This window comes from Rhizobium sp. 3T7 (assembly GCF_020166565.1).
Taxonomy (GTDB): Bacteria; Pseudomonadota; Alphaproteobacteria; order Rhizobiales; family Rhizobiaceae; genus Rhizobium.
This window is the reverse complement of sequence record NZ_JAIQXS010000024.1, coordinates 48,912-65,044: the sequence shown is the minus strand read 5'-3', so window position 1 is coordinate 65,044 and position 16,133 is coordinate 48,912. Positions and strand designations below refer to the sequence as shown.

Here is a 16,133-nt window from a genome sequence, read left to right as displayed (position 1 = left end):
CAAATGGCGAAGACCGGTTGATATCGGCTGCGCTCACAATCTGCAGTGCTGGCGGCGAAACTCGCTTGGCGAACAGTGTTCGCGATCGTGAAACATTCGGGAAAAGTAGAAAGCGTCCTCGATGCCGACGGCATTCGAAATCGCCTCGATCGAGAGATCGGATGTCGCCAGCAACTGCTTGGCCCGATCGATGCGAAGGCGCCGCTGGAAGGCCTTCGGTGCGAGGCCGATGGCCGCCTGGAAACGCCGCCGCAACGTTGCCGGGGACATGCCGAATTCCTGCGCTAGGGACCGCATGTCCGTCGGCTCGAATGCGCGACGCTGCAAGGTCTCGATCACCAATTCGACTTTTACGTCGCCGGCATCGTTCTTGCGCGTGGTTGCCTGGCGGGCACATTGGACGGCGATGCGGTGAAGCGTCGCTGCTGCCGATGCAAGGCTGAGTGGATCGCCTGCGGCAAAGTCCGAGTGAAGCGCGCTGAAGAGATGCTGCATCTCGCGAAGATTGTGCAGGCGCACCAGCGGAGCTGCCGCGGATATCAGGCGCTGACGCATCAGGTCTGCCATCAGCGTTCCCTCGAAGAGAGCCCATTGTTCCTCCCAACTCTCTCCGTTTGTCGGGCCATAGGAATGCATTGTGCCGGCGGGCAGCCAGAAGAGCGATGGCCCGCGGATCTCCTGAATACCCGCCTTCACCGTCTGTAGCGTGCCATGCCCGGCTTCCACGAGGACGACGGCGTGCATCGGCAGGCGGCGGTTGGCGATACGTGTTCCAATGCGTTGCCGGCCGAACCCCATGACGGCGAGCGCCGTGCCGCCGGCAGAGGGTGAGCGATAGAGGGCGATCGGTGTTTCGTCATGAGCGAAAAATCCAGTCATTCTTTCCATCCATGGCAAGTCTGCTTTCCATCCCCCAGATTTTCCAGCGTCTATTTCGCTTTGGGAGTGATCGAAATGTCAAGTCTTGCTCTGGATCGCAAGCCCGGACAGGCGCCGGCGACCGACCTGGACGCCAACGGGAAGGTCCTTTCGACGGCGGCGAACCGGTTGGGTGGGCTCGTGCCGACGGATCCGTCGATCGGCGTGGAGGCGATCCGCAGGCTTTATCACGAAAACGGCTATGTCTGGTTGAAGCGCTTTCTCGATCCCGAAGCGGTCAACGCGTTTCGCGGCTGGGTTTTCTCGCATCTGGCACGCGGCGGGCTCGTCGCACCCGGCTCCGATCCGATGCTCGGGCTATCCGCCGGCACGGGCTTAGACAAAGGCCAGGTAGATCGCATTCTGATGTCGCTCGTCCGCTCGGTCGCCTTTGAGGGTTTTTGCGCGCAGCCGCGGCTTGCGCGGTTCATGGACGAGTTCCTTTCCGCAATCTCCTACCTGCACAAGCGCAAGATCATGCGTTTCACCCTGCCCGGCACGGCGACGGCAACCCCCGCGCATTACGATCTCGTCTATCTGCGGGGCGGCACCAACCGGCTGGTGACCGCCTGGATTCCGATCGGCGATACACCGGTCGACATGGGCGGGCTCGTCTATCTCGAGGGATCGCATGCCGTTGGCGTGCGCATGGAAGAGGAGTTTTCCAGGAAGAGCCTCGACCTGTCTGCAGAGGAAAGGATCAGTGCATTCAACCGCAACATGACCGAGGGCGGCTGGGTTTCGAAGGACCTCCCCGAGATGGCGGAGCGCTTCAATACGCGCTGGCTGGTCGCCGACTACGAGGCCGGCGACGTCGTGTTGCACAGTCCTTATATGATCCACGCCTCGACCACGAACCAAAGCGCCTCGAACCGGATCAGGCTATCAACGGACATCCGCTATCAGAACGTCGATGACGAGATCGATGCGCGGTGGGGCAATCATTGGAGCCTGGGGGACATGCTTTAGGGCGCGGCCCATAGCCGCGCCCTTTGGTGGTTCAGTGGCCGCCTTGCTTTTTCCGCTGGCGGGCATTGCGTGCGAACATGTTGAGCACCTCCACCAACGCCGAGAAGGCCATCGCAGCGTAGACGTAGCCCTTCGGCACGTGGAAGCCCATGCCCTCGGCGATCAGGGTCGTGCCGATCATCATCAGGAAGGCAAGGGCCAGCATGACGATGGTTGGGTTCTTCTCGATGAAATTCGCAAGCGGCGTGGCGGCGACCAGCATCACGGTTACTGCCGCAATCACGGCGACGACCATGATCGGCAAATGCGGTGTCATGCCGACGGCGGTGATGATGCTGTCGACCGAGAAGACGAGGTCCAGCAGCAGGATCTGACCAATCGCGGCTGTAAAGCCGGCCGTTGCTGCCGTGGCAATGAAATCCTCGTTGTGATCGACCGGATCGACGTTGTGGTGAATTTCCTTCGTCGCCTTCCACAGGAGGAAGAGACCGCCGGCGATGAGGATGATGTCCTTCCAGGAGAAGCCGTGACCGAACAGTTCGAAGATCGGTGTCGTCAGCTTCACGATCCAGGCAATGGTGCCGAGGAGGGCAAGTCGCATCACAAGCGCGAGGCCAATGCCCACCTTGCGTGCTTTGTCGCGATGCTCGGGCGGCAGCTTGTTGGTGAGAATGGAAATGAAGATGAGGTTGTCGATCCCGAGGACCACTTCCATCACCACGAGGGTGACGAGGGCCACCCAGGCGGCCGGGTCCTGAACGAGCATCATGATGTCTTGCATTGGCGTATGTCCCCTTGCGCCACATAGATTTGACGCTCGCAATGTACGGACGCAGCCTGCCTTGGCAAGCGCGCAAGGGGATATACGAAAGCCAGACGACTTTTATTCCTTGATGGGAATCCAGATTTCCGTCAGGCCCATGCCGGCATAGGGGTCGAAGCGCTCGTCGTAGCGCTCGAACATGTCGGGCATGTCGCCGAATTGAATGCCGGAGTTCGGCATCCAGCTCCCGATAATCTGATGCATCGTTGCGGGAATGCCAGAGACATGGCCGCGATGAGCAAAGACCGCGTAGGGCTGGCCGGGTATCTTTAGCGTGGTAAAGCCGTCCGGCAGGTCGCTGCCGTCATCGATTGCCACTGCCGCCATGTAGCGGAACTTCTCTGCCTCGCCCTCGATATGCGTGCAGACGCCATAGGCGACATTGCCGATCTGGCCGGGAATGTTGCCGAAATGAACATTGAATTTTTGCCATAGTGAGGGGATCGCGGCGTTGCCACCGTAGGGATATGTCTCCTGCAAACCGGCCAAGAGCATCGGCGGCAGGGTCTCGAAGCGCGGCGGTTCGAGTTCGGGAAGGCGGGCGGGGTCCATGCGGATCGGCTCCAGAAGTGCGAGGTTGCGCGTATGCCCCTGCTTGCGGACGGCCTCAGGTGTTAGACCGAACTGATCGCGAAAGGCACGGGTGAATGCCTCGTGCGAGCCGTAACCCGCGTCGAGAGCAACCTCGAGAATGTTGGCCGGTTGATCGAGCAGCGTCCGTGCCGCACCGCTGAGGCGGCGGGCGCGGATATAGCTGCTGATCGAATGCCCGGTGACAAGCCCGAAGACGCGCGAAAGGTGGTAGCGCGAAAGCCCGGCAACGTCCGAAATCTCTTGCAGAGTGATGTCGTTGCCGAAATGACTTTCGATAAACCAGATCGCTCGTCCGACGGCGCTCATTCCTTCTCCCTTGGCTGCACGCCTTTCATAGCGAAGGGCAGCAGGTCGCGTTTGATCGCGGTTGCGGAATTCTGGCGCGGACGGAGGAAGAAATCAAAGGGGGCGGGGTTCAGGACTGCTTCTTGGCGCCGTAGGCTGCCGTGAAGACGCGGATGGCGCCATTGACCACGCGATCCATCTCCTCGCGCGGAGGAGGGGCGTCCATATCGCCGAACAGGCGCAGCTTGAAGAAACTTCCACCGCAGAGTTCCAGGAACTGCCGGGCGGCAAGCTCGATGTCGTCGATCTCGAAACGGCCAGCCTCGACCTGGCTCGTCAGGAAATCCTTCAACACCGTCCTGATGTTCTCCGGGCCGCTGAAAAAGCGCTGACAGAGGTGCGGCATGCGGTCGCGTACGCCGATGACCGTGCGCATTGCATTGATGACCTTATCCTCGGTCAGGTGGCTGACAAAGGTCATGCCGAAGTCGTGCAACGCGACGTCGGGATCATTGGATTCCTTGAGAGTGTTGCGCACGCTGGCGACGAAAGCCGCTCGCTCGCTCTCCATCATCGCGGTGAAGAGCTCTTCCTTGTTGGCGAAGTAGACGTAGAGCGTTCCCTTTGAAACTCCGGCCTCGCGCGTTACATCGTTCATGCTCGCGGCATCGAAGCCAAGTTTCATGAAAACGCGGCGGGCGCCGTCGAGAATTTGCTTGCGCTTGGCAGGGTCTTCGCCCGCGGCCCATCGGCCGCCTGTCGAGGGAGACTCGTCTGCGCGCGTATCGGAAAGCTCTGTCATCGCTCCTTAACCATATTCGCATCCGCGAACGTTTCGTTAACAAAATCGAACCGGGCGGTTCGATACATCTTGATATGAATGCAAAAAGGTTCTATGTCAACTGAACCGAACCGTTCAGTTCGATCAAATTCACTCCATTACCGGTAGCCCCCATGTCGTCCAGCCCAAAAGCCACTGTTGCCCGCATCGTCAGCGAACCCGCTGAAGCCGAAGGCCGGGCTCAGGAAGCAGTTGTTCCCACCGCGGAAGCACCGCGTGCGCCGCAAGCTCCCGCCGATACCCAGGCGGCTCCGGCCGAGCAGAAGAAAAAGCGCGGCTTCGCATTGCCGATCATAGGCCTCGCGCTTCTGGCGGGCGCTGCCTGGTACGGCTACGATTGGTGGACGACGGGCCGTTTCCTCGTCTCGACGGACGATGCATACATCGAAGGCGACATCGCGACCATTTCGCCGAAGGTTACGGGCTATGTCGCCAAGGTGAATGTCGTTGCCAACCAGAAGGTCAAGGCGGGCGATGTTCTGGCGTCGCTTGACGATGGCGACTACAAGCTCGCCCTCGACCAGGCGGTCGCTTCCCTCGATACCGAAAAGCTCTCGCTGCAGCGCATCGATGCGCAGATCGCCGGTGGAGAGGCAAGCCTCGATCAGGCCAAAGCCCAGAAGACGGCTTTGGAAGCCACTGTTCGCGGTGCGCAGATCACTCAGACCCGTGCCGCCGAACTGCAATCCAAGTCGGTCGGCACCACCGCTAACCTCGATGCCGCCAACATCGCGCTCGACCAGGCCAAGGCGAACCTCATCGGCGGCGATGCAGCGATCGCATCCGCGCAGGCAAATATCACCCTGCTGCAGGCGCAGCGCCGCGAAGCGGAAGGCACGATCCGCCAGCTCGAGCTTTCACGCGACAAAGCTGCCCGCGACCTCTCCTTCACGGTGCTGAAGGCGCCATATGACGGCGTCGTCGGCAACCGTTCGGTCCAGGAAGGCGATCTTGTGTCGCCCGGCCAGCGCCTGATGGCGCTCGTCCCTGTCCGCGAACTCTTTATCGACGCGAACTTCAAGGAAACGCAGATCCAGCATCTGGTTCCGGGCTCGAAGGTCAAGGTCCACGTGGATGCCTATGACGATCACCCGATCGTCGGCACGGTCGAATCGATCTCGCCGGCATCCGGCTCCGTCTTCTCGCTACTGCCCCCGGAAAACGCGACGGGCAACTTCACGAAGATCATTCAGCGCGTGCCGGTTCGCATCTCGCTGCCGCAGGACGCTCTCGATAGCGGCCGTCTGCGCGCCGGCCTCAGCGTTGTCGTCGATGTCGATACGCGCACAGCGCCGGATGCGGCCAAGTAGATCCCGACGAGGTGGGCCCATGGCCGCGAGTGCAACAGTTGGAACAATCCCGGCCGCTCCGGCGGCCGCGGAGCAGATGGACCCGCGCAAGCTCATCGCCTTCTTCGCGATGGTGGTCGGCATGTTCATGTCGATCCTCGACATTCAGATCGTATCGGCGTCTCTGGCCGAGATTCAGGCGGGCCTCAGCGCCGGCTCGGACGAGATAGGTTGGGTGCAGACCTCATATCTGATCGCCGAAGTCATTATGATTCCGCTCTCCGGCACGCTCGCGCGCATCATCTCGACACGATACCTCTTCGCGATTTCGGCGGCCGGCTTCACGCTTTCGAGTGCGCTCTGCGCGACGGCGACGAATATTGACCAGATGATCGTCTATCGCGCCATCCAGGGCTTCATCGGCGGCGGCATGATTCCGTCGGTCTTTGCAGCCGCATTCACGATCTTCCCGCCTTCCAAACGGAGCATCGTGTCGCCGATCATCGGCCTGATCGCCACGCTTGCCCCGACGATCGGCCCGACTGTCGGCGGCTATCTCAGCCACGCCTTCTCCTGGCACTGGCTCTTCCTGGTCAACATCGTTCCCGGCATCATCGTGACGATCGTTACCTGGAATTTCATCGATTTCGACAAGCCGGAATTCGCGCTGATCAAGAAGTTCGATTGGTGGGGCCTGCTGTCGATGGGGGTCTTCCTCGGCGCCCTTGAATACGTGCTGGAGGAAGGCAACTCCAACGACTGGTTCAACGATAATTACATCTTTATGGGCGCGATCGCCTCTGCAATTGCAGCCGTCGTCTTCTTCTATCGGGCCTTCACCGTGGAATTCCCGGTGGTCGACCTTAGGGCCTTCTCGAACCGGAACTTCGCCTTCGGCTCCGTGTTCTCGTTCGTCATGGGCATCGGTCTCTACGGCTTGACCTATATCTATCCCGTCTATCTCGGGCGCATCCGCGGCTACGACTCGCTGATGATCGGCGAGACCATGTTCGTGTCCGGCCTTGCAATGTTCTTCACGGCGCCAATCGCCGGAAAGCTGTCGACGAAGATGGACCTGCGGCTAATGATGGTGATCGGCCTCGCGAGCTTCGCAGCCGGCACCTACATCATGACGCATCTGACCCAGGACTGGGACTTCTACGAGCTCTTCATTCCGCAGCTCTTTCGTGGTTTCGGGCTGATGATGTGCATGGTGCCGATCAACAACATCGCGCTTGGCACGATGCCGCCAGCCCGTATGCGCGGTGCATCCGGGCTCTTCAACCTGACGCGCAACCTCGGTGGCGCCGTCGGTCTGGCGGTCATCAACACGGTGCTGACGAACCGGCAGGACGTTCACTACGAGCGGCTGCGCGAGAATTTCGATTGGAGCAGCCCGGCGGCGCTCGACCAGCTGAAAAACATGACGGCGAAATTCGATACCTATGGCATGGATGGCGCTGTGGTTGCGATCAAGCAGATGGTCGGGCTCGTGACCAAGCAGGCGATGGTACTGTCGTTCAGCGACATCTTCTTGTTGTTGACTGTGCTATTCCTGGCAATGATCCTCGGCGTTGCGATGCTCGACAAACCTGCGCCCCAAGGCGGCGGCGGTGGTGGCCACTAGTTCCCTTTTTAGATCAACGTCAAGGCCGGCCCGGCATACCAGGCCGGCCTTTGTTTTTGTACAAAGATTTGACGTGAACGGAAACGTTTGCAAATTTTGATTTACGTACATCATATTTGGAGCTAAAGGTCTCGTCAGGAGGAAAGATGAGACCAACAGTCCACGATATCGCTGCTGCGGCGGGTGTCAGCCTGGCGACCGTCGACCGGGTTTTGAACCAACGTCCGGGCGTGCGCCACGTGACGCGCGAGAAGGTCGAGAACGCCATTCGCGAGATCGGTTACATCAGGGATGTCGCTGCTGCCAACCTCGCCAAAGGCCGCACTTATCCGCTCGTCTTCATCCTGCCGGCCAGCGACAATTCCTTCATGCACGGGCTGAACCACGAGGTACGTGCGGCCGCCGCGCGTTCGTCCGTGGAGCGAACGGATATTCGCACCCTCGAGGTGCCGGCGTTCGATCCCGCTGCACTCGTGAAGGTTTTGGGTGAGCTGCAAGAACAGCGACCTTCGGGGATCGCGCTTGTCGCCACCGATGCGCCTGAGGTCCGTGATGCCGTCGACCGACTGGTGAGGGACGGCATTCCCGTCGTGACGCTGGTCTCGGATCTCACTGGTTCGCAGCGCCATCACTATGCCGGCGTCGACAATATCGCCGCGGGCCGCACGGCCGCACGGCTTCTCGGGCGGTTCCTCGGTGGCGCCAAGGGTGAGATCGCTGTGCTTGCCGGCTCGATGCTGGTGCGCGACCATCGCGAACGCCTCGAGGGTTTCGTCGCCGTCACGGCCGAGGAATTTCCTTCGCTCTCCATACTGCCCGTCATCGAAGGCCGCGACGATCCGGAGATGGCCCATATGCTGGTGGCAGATGCGTTGTCGAAGAAAAGCGGCATCATCGGCATCTACAGCCTCGGCGCCGGCAACCGCGGGCTGATTAGGGCGCTGAAGGAGAAGGTGGTCGATCGGTCGCTGACGGTTGTCGCCCATGAGCTAACGGCGCATACCCGCGCCGCACTCCTCGACGGAACGATCGACGCAATTTTGAACCAGGATGCGGGCCATGAGGTGCGCAGCGCCATTCGCGTCCTCAAGGCGAAGGCGGACGGGCTCCCCGTCATCGCGGCGCAGGAGCGCATTCGTCTCGACATATTTCTAAAAGACAATCTGCCGTAACGGCAAAGGGAGAAACACATGTATCTGGGTCTCGATCTCGGAACCTCCGGCGTCAAAGCCATGCTGATCGACGGCGATCAGAAGATCATCGGCTCGGCCAATGGTTCGCTCGACGTCTCGCGCCCGCATTCCGGCTGGTCGGAGCAGGAGCCATCGCACTGGATCCGCGCGACGGATGAGGCCGTTGCCGGGCTGAAGGCAAAGCATCCGCAGGAGCTCGCTGCCGTGAAGGGCATCGGCCTCTCCGGTCAGATGCACGGGGCGACGCTGCTCGACGCCGACGACAAGGTGCTGCGTCCCTGCATTCTCTGGAACGATACGCGTTCCTATGTCGAAGCGGCTGCTCTGGATTCCGATCCGCGTTTTCGCAAGCTGACCGGCAATATTGTTTTCCCCGGCTTCACCGCGCCGAAGCTTGCCTGGGTTGCCAAGCATGAGCCGGAGATCTTTGCGAAGGTCGCCAAGGTGCTGCTGCCGAAGGACTACCTGCGTCTTTGGTTGACTGGCGAGCACATCTCCGAGATGTCGGATTCGGCCGGCACCTCCTGGCTCGATACCGGCAAACGCAAATGGTCATCGGAGCTTCTTGCGGCCACCGGCCTTGATGAAAAGCAGATGCCTCATCTGATCGAGGGCACGGAGCAGGGCGGTAAGCTTCGCGGCGAGCTGGCTGGCAAGTGGGGTATTTCGGGAGGCGTCGTCGTTGCGGGCGGCGCTGGCGACAACGCAGCTTCGGCCTGCGGCATGGGCACGGTCAGCGATGGTGCGGCCTTCGTGTCGCTCGGCACATCAGGCGTTCTGTTTGCGGCCAATGCCGCCTATCTGCCGAAGCCGGAAAGCGCCGTGCATGCGTTCTGCCACGCGCTGCCTGGCACTTGGCATCAAATGGGGGTCATTCTCTCTGCGACGGACGCGCTGAACTGGCACTCGAGCGTCACCGGCAAGTCGGCGGCGGATCTGACCACCGAACTCGGCGAAACGTTGAAGGCGCCGTCCGGCGCCACCTTCCTTCCCTACCTTTCGGGCGAGCGCACGCCGCATAACGATGCCGTCATTCGCGGCGCGTTCATTGGTCTTGAGCATGAGAGCAGCCGCGTGGTGCTGACCCAGGCCGTTCTTGAGGGCGTTTCCTTCGCCATCCGCGACAATCTGGAAGCGCTGCGCTCGGCGGGCACGGATATTTCCCGCGTTACCGCCATCGGCGGCGGCTCGCGCTCGCGCTACTGGCTCGCCTCGATCGCCACGGCGCTGGGCGTGCCGGTCGACCTGCCTGCCGATGGCGATTTTGGCGCGGCGTTCGGGGCGGCGCGTCTCGGCCTGATCGCGGCGACCGGCGCTAATCCGGTTGCCGTCTGCACACCACCGAAGACGGCGGGCACGATCGAGCCCGTCGCGGCGTTCTCCGGCGCCTATGAAGATGCCTACAAGCGCTATCGCGCTCTCTACCCGGCGATCAAATCGCTGCAGCATTGAACCCGATAACAACAATTCGAACCTGAGGAGACACGAGATGAGCACCGGATTTTTCGGCGACATCCAGAAGATCAAGTATGAGGGCCCGGACAGTACCAATCCGCTCGCCTTCCGCCACTACAACAAGGACGAAGTCGTTCTCGGCAAGCGCCTGGAAGACCACCTGCGCTTCGCCGTCGCCTATTGGCACACCTTCGCCTGGCAGGGCGGTGACCCCTTCGGCGGCCAGACCTTCCTGCGCCCCTGGTTCGAGGACACGATGAAGGCCGCCAAGCTGAAGGCCGACGTTGCGTTCGAACTCTTCCAGCTGCTCGGCGCGCCGTTTTACTGCTTCCATGACGCGGACGTGCGTCCGGAGGGCAAGAACTTCGCAGAAAACACCAAAAACCTGAACGAGATCGTCGACTACTTCGCCGAGAAGCAGGCCGCCACCGGCGTCAAGCTGCTCTGGGGCACGGCGAACCTCTTCTCGAACCGTCGCTTCATGTCGGGTGCCGCGACCAATCCCGATCCGGAGGTTTTCGCTTACTCCGCCGCGACGGTGAAGACCTGCATGGACGCCACGGCCAAGCTCGGCGGCGCCAATTACGTTCTCTGGGGCGGCCGCGAAGGCTATGAGACCCTGCTCAACACCGACCTCAAAAAGGAACTCGACCATCTCGGCCGCTTCCTCAACCTCGTCGTCGAGTACAAGCACAAGATCGGCTACAAGGGCACGATCCTGATCGAGCCCAAGCCGCAGGAGCCGACCAAGCACCAGTACGACTACGACGTTGCGACGGTCTACGGCTTCCTCAAGAAGCACGGGCTCGAAAACGAAGTGAAGGTCAACATCGAGCAGGGCCATGCGATCCTCGCCGGCCACTCCTTCGAGCATGAGCTGGCGCTCGCCAACGCGCTCGGTATTTTCGGTTCGATCGACATGAACCGCAACGACTACCAGTCGGGCTGGGATACCGACCAGTTCCCGAACAACGTTCCGGAGATGGCGCTCGCCTACTACTACGTCCTGCAGGGCGGCGGCTTCACCACCGGCGGCACCAACTTCGACGCCAAGCTGCGCCGCCAGTCGCTCGATCCGGAAGATCTGCTGATCGGCCATATCGGCGGCATGGATGCCTGCGCCCGCGGTCTCAAGGCTGCGGCCAAGATGATCGAGGACAAGGCACTCTCCCGCCCGCTCGACGCCCGCTATGCCGGTTGGGATTCGGCCGAAGGCCAGAAGCTTGCCCGCGGCGAATACTCGCTCGAGCAGATCGCCGAGTGGGTCGAAGCCAAGGACATCAACCCGCAGCCGAAGTCCGGCAAACAGGAACTGCTCGAAAACATCGTCAACCGTTACGTCTGATCGGCGGTTGATTGTGGGGGAGAAGGCCGGGGAGCGAAAGCTTCCTGGCCTCTTTTCGTTGATCGCGGCGGTGCGCGGCCATGGCCTTGAAGCTTGCGGCGAGATACGCTGCTGGCGCTTGGGCGCATTGCGGGCGGCCGAAGGGATACGACAGAAAGGACATGGCAGCGATGGCCTATCTCAGACAAGGTATGCTTGCCGCGGCCACGATGCTTGCTGTAGCGACATCTGCGAACTTGGCTTGCGCCCAGCCCTGCGCACAGGACACCTTCGAAGGGGAGGCGTATATCGTCTGCACCATCGAGAAAGGAAAAGGCGATCTCCGCTTGTTCTGGAAGAGCGCGGATGGAGAGCCGTACCGTTATTTCTCGAGCGTTGCCGAGGCCGTTCGCGGCAAGGGGCGGACTTTGGCGTTTGCGGTCAATGCCGGCATGTATCTGCCCGACTTTTCGCCGATCGGTCTTTATGTCGAGGATGGCCGAGAATTGCGGCCTGCCAACAGGGCGCGTAGCGATGGATCCGCCGCCGGTCCGGTGCCGAATTTCTATAAAAGGCCGAGTGGCGTGTTCTTTCTCGATGGCGCCGGCGCCGGAGTACTTCCTACGCAGGAATTCCTGAAGCGCCGTCCCGCGGTCCGTTTCGCTACCCAGTCCGGTCCGATGCTTGTCATCGACAATAAACTAAACCCGATCTTTATCGTCGGATCGACGGACCGGACTCGTCGCGGCGGAGTCGGCGTCTGCGGCGATGGCGCGGTGCGCTTCGCGGTCAGCGAAGACGAGGTGAATTTCCATGATTTCGCGCGGTTGTTTCGCGACCATTTGGCGTGCCGCGATGCGCTGTTTCTCGATGGTGGTCGAGGTGTCGGCTTCTACAGTCCGGAGATGGGGCGCAATGACAAATCCTGGCATGGCGGGTTCGGCCCTATGTTCGGGCTTGTCGAGTAGCACGACGACGGCGATGCAGTTGCCGGACGGCGCGTCCCGTATCTTCGCTCGATCGACATGAACCGCAAATGCTACCAGTCCGGTGAGGATAGCGACCAGTTCCCCACCTCGGCACAGCGAGGTGACACCAACCATCATTGTGGCTTGCGCGGCAAGCGGCGGTGAGCGTAGATCACCCTGCTGCAAACGGGAGGGCCGATACATGGGCGACAGTGAACGTGATTGGACCGCCCTCGTGCAGGCCGTCGCAGACAGCCCCAAGCGCGACAACAGCGCCTATCACACGGCAATGGCCGAGGCGCGACAGGCGTTTGAAGCCGCCGAAGCGGCTCTGGGAGGGCCGGTCCAGGTCAAGACGAAAACGAAGATGAAGCGAAGTGGCGAATACGTCGTGAAATGGGTGTTCAAGCGGGTGAAATGACTTGCCGACATTCGATCGGATGACCGAGGAAGGCTTGCTTAGGGATGGTCCGCGGACGTATCCTTAGCTTTCGCGAGCCTGCCCCAGCATGCGGCCGAGGTGAAGGGCCCGGCGAGAGGGAGGATATCATGAAAATCGCATCGATATTCGCACTCGGTTGGATTGGATTTTGTGGGACCGCTGCCTTTGCCTTGGCAGAGGATGCGCACACAATATTCGCTCCCGGTGACGTCAAATGGATCGAGGCCCCCAAAACGCTTCCTGCCGGAGCGCAAGCGGCGGTCTTGTTCGGCAATCCCACCAAGAAAGGCTTGTTTGCCCTTCGGCTCAAAGTGCCGTCGGGGTATGCGATCCCACCGCACACGCATCCAGGCTACGAAGTGGTCACGGTCATATCCGGGGCTGCCAAATTGGGCATGGGCAAAACTGCCGATCGGAGCGCCACGAAGGCACTGCCTGCGGGCAGTTTCTTTGCCTTGCCGCCGGGCACGGCGCATTTCGTTTACTTCGACGACGAGACTGTCGTCCAAATCAACACCAACGGCCCATGGAGCATTAGGTACGTCAACCCGGCGGACGATCCTCAAAAGTCGCAATAGCCAATAGCCAGTTGCGGCACGAAGGCCACTGTTTCCGCCGCCAAGTGCGGCGGGACGTGCGTGCCAGCATCCGGAGGCTTAGCTGCTGGCGTCAGCGTTTGGTCCACCGACGCGAAGGCGCTCCAACGGAATTGCGCACCACAAGGTCCGGCCGCAGCAGGATTTCGGTCTCCGCCGGCTGGCCGTCGGAGAGAAACTCCAAAAGGAGCGCCATGGCTTGTTTGCCGATCAATGTCCGCGGCTGGCGGATGGTGGTCAGCGGCGGCGACATGAAGACGGCCTGTGGCACATCGTCAAAGCCGGTCACCGAGAAGTCGTTCGGGATATCGTAGCCGCGAGCGCCAAGGCCGATCATCACGCCGATCGCCGTCTGGTCGTTCACACACATGAAGGCAGTCGGCAGCGTGTCGCGCATGAACAGCTGTTCGACGGCATGGCGGCCGCTTTCCAGTGTCCCGTCGCCTTCCAGCACGATGCGCATATCGGGTGCAACGCCCGCCGCATCGAGTCCTGCATCATAGCCCTGACGCCGCCGGCTATAGGCAAGGCGCGTGCGCGAATCGCCGATGAAGGCGATCTTGCGGTGGCCCTCGGCCAGCAGCAGGTCGACCGCCTTTCTGGCGCCCTCCACGTCGTCGACGCCGACATAGGGGATGCCGCCGTTGAAAACGGGCTCGAAGACGCCGACGCTCGGCGGCAGGCGGGCGGTCATCGTTTGGTGGCCGAAGGGCAGGATGCCGGTAAACAGGATCAGCCCGGCGGCCTGGTTCGAATTCAGGAACTTCAGATATTCAAGGCCGCGTTGCGCGTCATTCTGCGTATGGCCGATCAGAATGCCGTAGCCATGAGCGCGGGCTTCATTCTCCAGGCCGACGAGAATGTTGGAGAAATTCGGGTCGCCGATATCTGGGGCGACCACGAGTATCATGTTCGACCGGCCGAGCCGCAGGCTGCGTGCCATGAAGTTGGTGGTGTAACCGGTGATGGCGATCGCCTGGTTGACTTTCAGGCGCGTGGAGTTGGCGACCTTCTCCGGCGTGTGGATCGCCCGCGATACCGTCGCGATCGAAACCTCGGCGATCCGGGCGACGTCTTCTATGGTTGCGGGCGTGGAATTCGACACTGCGTCCTGCCTTGGGATGCCTTCGCCGCGACACTACACAGACTTGCCGAGAGGTCAAACGCCGGGACCGGCAGATCTGTGTGTAACAACGATGTAAACCTTTACATGCCTCGTGTAAAGGTTTACATATGGCTTCAAGCGGATGGGAGCCGCAGGGAGGAAGCCAGTCAATGAGTGTGGATTCTGTCGACGCTGCGCCTGTGGTGTTGTCCGCGCGGCGCATCTGCAAGTCGTTCAGCGGCGTGCAAGTCCTCTTCAGTGTCAACTTCGACCTGCGTGCCGGTGAGATCCATGCTCTCATGGGCGAAAACGGCGCCGGCAAATCGACGCTGGTCAAGGTCATGTCTGGGTTCGAGCAGCCGAGTTCGGGCGAGATCTTGCTCGACGGCAAGCCGGTCGTACTGCCAGCCAACGGCGCGGCTGAAGCGCTTGGCATCGTCCTCATCCATCAGGAATTCAATCTCGCCGAGCATCTCACTGTCACCGAGAGCCTCTACCTCGGTCGTGAAGTCACGCGTTTCGGCGTGCTCGATCGCAAGTATATGCGTGCCGAGACCCGCAAGGCGCTCGATCTCCTCGGTTCGCATGTCGATGAGAATGCCGTCGTCGGCACGCTGTCGATCGCGGACAAGCAAATGGTGGAAATCGCCAAGGCAATCAGCCGTGATGCCCGCGTCGTCATCATGGACGAGCCGACAGCCGTGCTCTCGCGGGAAGAGACGAATTTCCTGTTTCGGCAGGTGCGTAAGCTGCGCGACAAGGGGACGAGCTTCATCTTCGTGTCGCACAAGCTCGATGAAGTGATGGAGCTCACCGACCGGGTGACCGTGCTGCGCGACGGGCAATGGGTCAAGACGGCCCCCACGTCGATGCTCGATGGCGAATCCATTGCCCAGTTGATGGTCGGACGCGAGCTTTCAAGCCTCTATCCGACCAAGGTGGAGCCCAATGTCGACGAGGAAGTCGTCCTCCGGGTCGAGGGCGTTTCGACGGGCTACGTGCAGAATGCCAGCTTCGAAGTGCGGAAGGGTGAGATCATCGGATTTTCCGGGATGATCGGCTCGGGCCGCACGGAGCTGATGGAGGCGATCGCCGGGCTTCGCGCGCGCGCATCCGGCGAGGTCGTCATTCGCGGCGAACCCGTGCTTTCGGGCGATGTGCATGCCGTCAACCGCGCCGGGCTTGCCTACATGACGAAGGATCGCAAGTCGAAGGGCCTGCTCCTTCGCTCGGGCATGATGACCAATCTGACGCTTCAGTCGCTCGGCCAGCATTCGCGGCACGGCTATCTCAGCCCGAGCAGCGAGGCGGCGGCGCTCGCCAAGGCGCGGCGGCGCTTCGATATTCGTGTCCGCGACACCAATATCGTTGCCGGCCGCATGTCGGGTGGTAATCAGCAGAAGCTGCTGCTTGCCAAGGTCATGGAGACCGAGCCCAAAATCATCATCATCGACGAGCCGACACGCGGCATCGATGTCGGCACCAAGCAGCAGATCTATCATTTCATCTCGGCGCTGGCGCGCGACGGTCGATCCATCATTGTCGTCTCCTCAGAGATGCCTGAGGTGATCGGTCTCTGTACACGGGTCGCCGTGATGCGTGAGGGGCGGATCGTCGGCGTGCTCGAGGGCGACGAGATCTCCGAGCAGGAGATCATGCGCTACGCAGCCGGATTGAAGAAGAAAGCCGCCTGACGCTGGCGGG

The 16,133-nt window shown here is 61.3% G+C and carries 15 protein-coding genes; 10 read left to right on the top strand and 5 right to left on the bottom strand.

Annotation, left to right across the window (positions count from 1 at the left end; translation table 11 throughout):
* Positions 1 to 33 precede the first annotated feature (33 nt).
* Positions 34 to 879 carry an AraC family transcriptional regulator gene (locus K9B32_RS24885; protein ID WP_224567126.1) on the bottom strand — a complete coding sequence of 282 codons (846 nt, stop codon included), beginning with the start codon at positions 877 to 879 and terminating at the stop codon, positions 34 to 36.
* A 75-nt stretch (positions 880 to 954) separates the two neighbouring features.
* Here K9B32_RS24885 and K9B32_RS24880 point away from each other — a divergent pair, with 75 nt between their 5' ends.
* A complete protein-coding gene (locus K9B32_RS24880; RefSeq protein ID WP_224567123.1) occupies positions 955 to 1,887 on the top strand; it encodes a phytanoyl-CoA dioxygenase family protein in 933 nt (310 codons plus the stop codon).
* A gap of 31 nt (positions 1,888 to 1,918) precedes the next feature.
* On the opposite strand, the gene K9B32_RS24875 is transcribed toward K9B32_RS24880, so the two are convergent.
* The 3 genes from K9B32_RS24875 to K9B32_RS24865 form a co-directional block, all read right to left on the bottom strand.
* Entirely contained in the window at positions 1,919 to 2,668 is a 750-nt protein-coding gene (locus tag K9B32_RS24875) for a TerC family protein (protein ID WP_224567120.1), read from the bottom strand.
* Positions 2,669 to 2,770: 102 nt separating this feature from the next.
* Complete coding sequence (locus K9B32_RS24870; RefSeq protein WP_224567117.1) at positions 2,771 to 3,610, bottom strand: GyrI-like domain-containing protein; 840 nt, start codon at positions 3,608 to 3,610, stop codon at positions 2,771 to 2,773.
* Between the two features lie 109 nt (positions 3,611 to 3,719).
* Positions 3,720 to 4,391 (bottom strand): TetR/AcrR family transcriptional regulator, encoded by a 672-nt coding sequence (locus K9B32_RS24865; RefSeq protein ID WP_224567115.1) that lies wholly within the window; start codon positions 4,389 to 4,391, stop codon positions 3,720 to 3,722.
* Positions 4,392 to 4,543: 152 nt separating this feature from the next.
* Here K9B32_RS24865 and K9B32_RS24860 point away from each other — a divergent pair, with 152 nt between their 5' ends.
* The 8 genes from K9B32_RS24860 to K9B32_RS24825 all read left to right on the top strand — a co-directional run bounded on the left by K9B32_RS24860 (position 4,544) and on the right by K9B32_RS24825 (position 13,306).
* Positions 4,544 to 5,740 carry an HlyD family secretion protein gene (locus K9B32_RS24860; protein ID WP_224567113.1) on the top strand — a complete coding sequence of 399 codons (1,197 nt, stop codon included), beginning with the start codon at positions 4,544 to 4,546 and terminating at the stop codon, positions 5,738 to 5,740.
* A 19-nt stretch (positions 5,741 to 5,759) separates the two neighbouring features.
* Entirely contained in the window at positions 5,760 to 7,346 is a 1,587-nt protein-coding gene (locus K9B32_RS24855) for a DHA2 family efflux MFS transporter permease subunit (protein ID WP_224567110.1), read from the top strand.
* Positions 7,347 to 7,492: 146 nt separating this feature from the next.
* Complete coding sequence (locus K9B32_RS24850; RefSeq protein ID WP_224567100.1) at positions 7,493 to 8,518, top strand: LacI family DNA-binding transcriptional regulator; 1,026 nt, start codon at positions 7,493 to 7,495, stop codon at positions 8,516 to 8,518.
* An 18-nt stretch (positions 8,519 to 8,536) separates the two neighbouring features.
* The gene (xylB, locus tag K9B32_RS24845; protein ID WP_224567098.1) at positions 8,537 to 9,991 is read left to right on the top strand and encodes a xylulokinase; all 1,455 of its coding nucleotides are present in this window, start codon (positions 8,537 to 8,539) and stop codon (positions 9,989 to 9,991) included.
* 37 nt (positions 9,992 to 10,028) lie between these two features.
* A complete protein-coding gene (xylA, locus tag K9B32_RS24840; protein ID WP_224567096.1) occupies positions 10,029 to 11,339 on the top strand; it encodes a xylose isomerase in 1,311 nt (436 codons plus the stop codon).
* A 170-nt stretch (positions 11,340 to 11,509) separates the two neighbouring features.
* Positions 11,510 to 12,286 carry a phosphodiester glycosidase family protein gene (locus K9B32_RS24835; protein ID WP_224567094.1) on the top strand — a complete coding sequence of 259 codons (777 nt, stop codon included), beginning with the start codon at positions 11,510 to 11,512 and terminating at the stop codon, positions 12,284 to 12,286.
* A gap of 202 nt (positions 12,287 to 12,488) precedes the next feature.
* A complete protein-coding gene (locus K9B32_RS24830) occupies positions 12,489 to 12,707 on the top strand; it encodes a hypothetical protein (RefSeq protein WP_224567092.1) in 219 nt (72 codons plus the stop codon).
* Positions 12,708 to 12,835: 128 nt separating this feature from the next.
* The gene (locus tag K9B32_RS24825; protein ID WP_224567090.1) at positions 12,836 to 13,306 is read left to right on the top strand and encodes a cupin domain-containing protein; all 471 of its coding nucleotides are present in this window, start codon (positions 12,836 to 12,838) and stop codon (positions 13,304 to 13,306) included.
* Between the two features lie 91 nt (positions 13,307 to 13,397).
* Here K9B32_RS24825 and K9B32_RS24820 read toward each other — a convergent pair whose 3' ends face one another.
* Positions 13,398 to 14,429 (bottom strand): LacI family DNA-binding transcriptional regulator, encoded by a 1,032-nt coding sequence (locus K9B32_RS24820; protein ID WP_007802715.1) that lies wholly within the window; start codon positions 14,427 to 14,429, stop codon positions 13,398 to 13,400.
* Positions 14,430 to 14,599: 170 nt separating this feature from the next.
* Here K9B32_RS24820 and K9B32_RS24815 point away from each other — a divergent pair, with 170 nt between their 5' ends.
* Entirely contained in the window at positions 14,600 to 16,123 is a 1,524-nt protein-coding gene (locus K9B32_RS24815) for a sugar ABC transporter ATP-binding protein (RefSeq protein ID WP_224567088.1), read from the top strand.
* Positions 16,124 to 16,133: the final 10 nt, after the last annotated feature.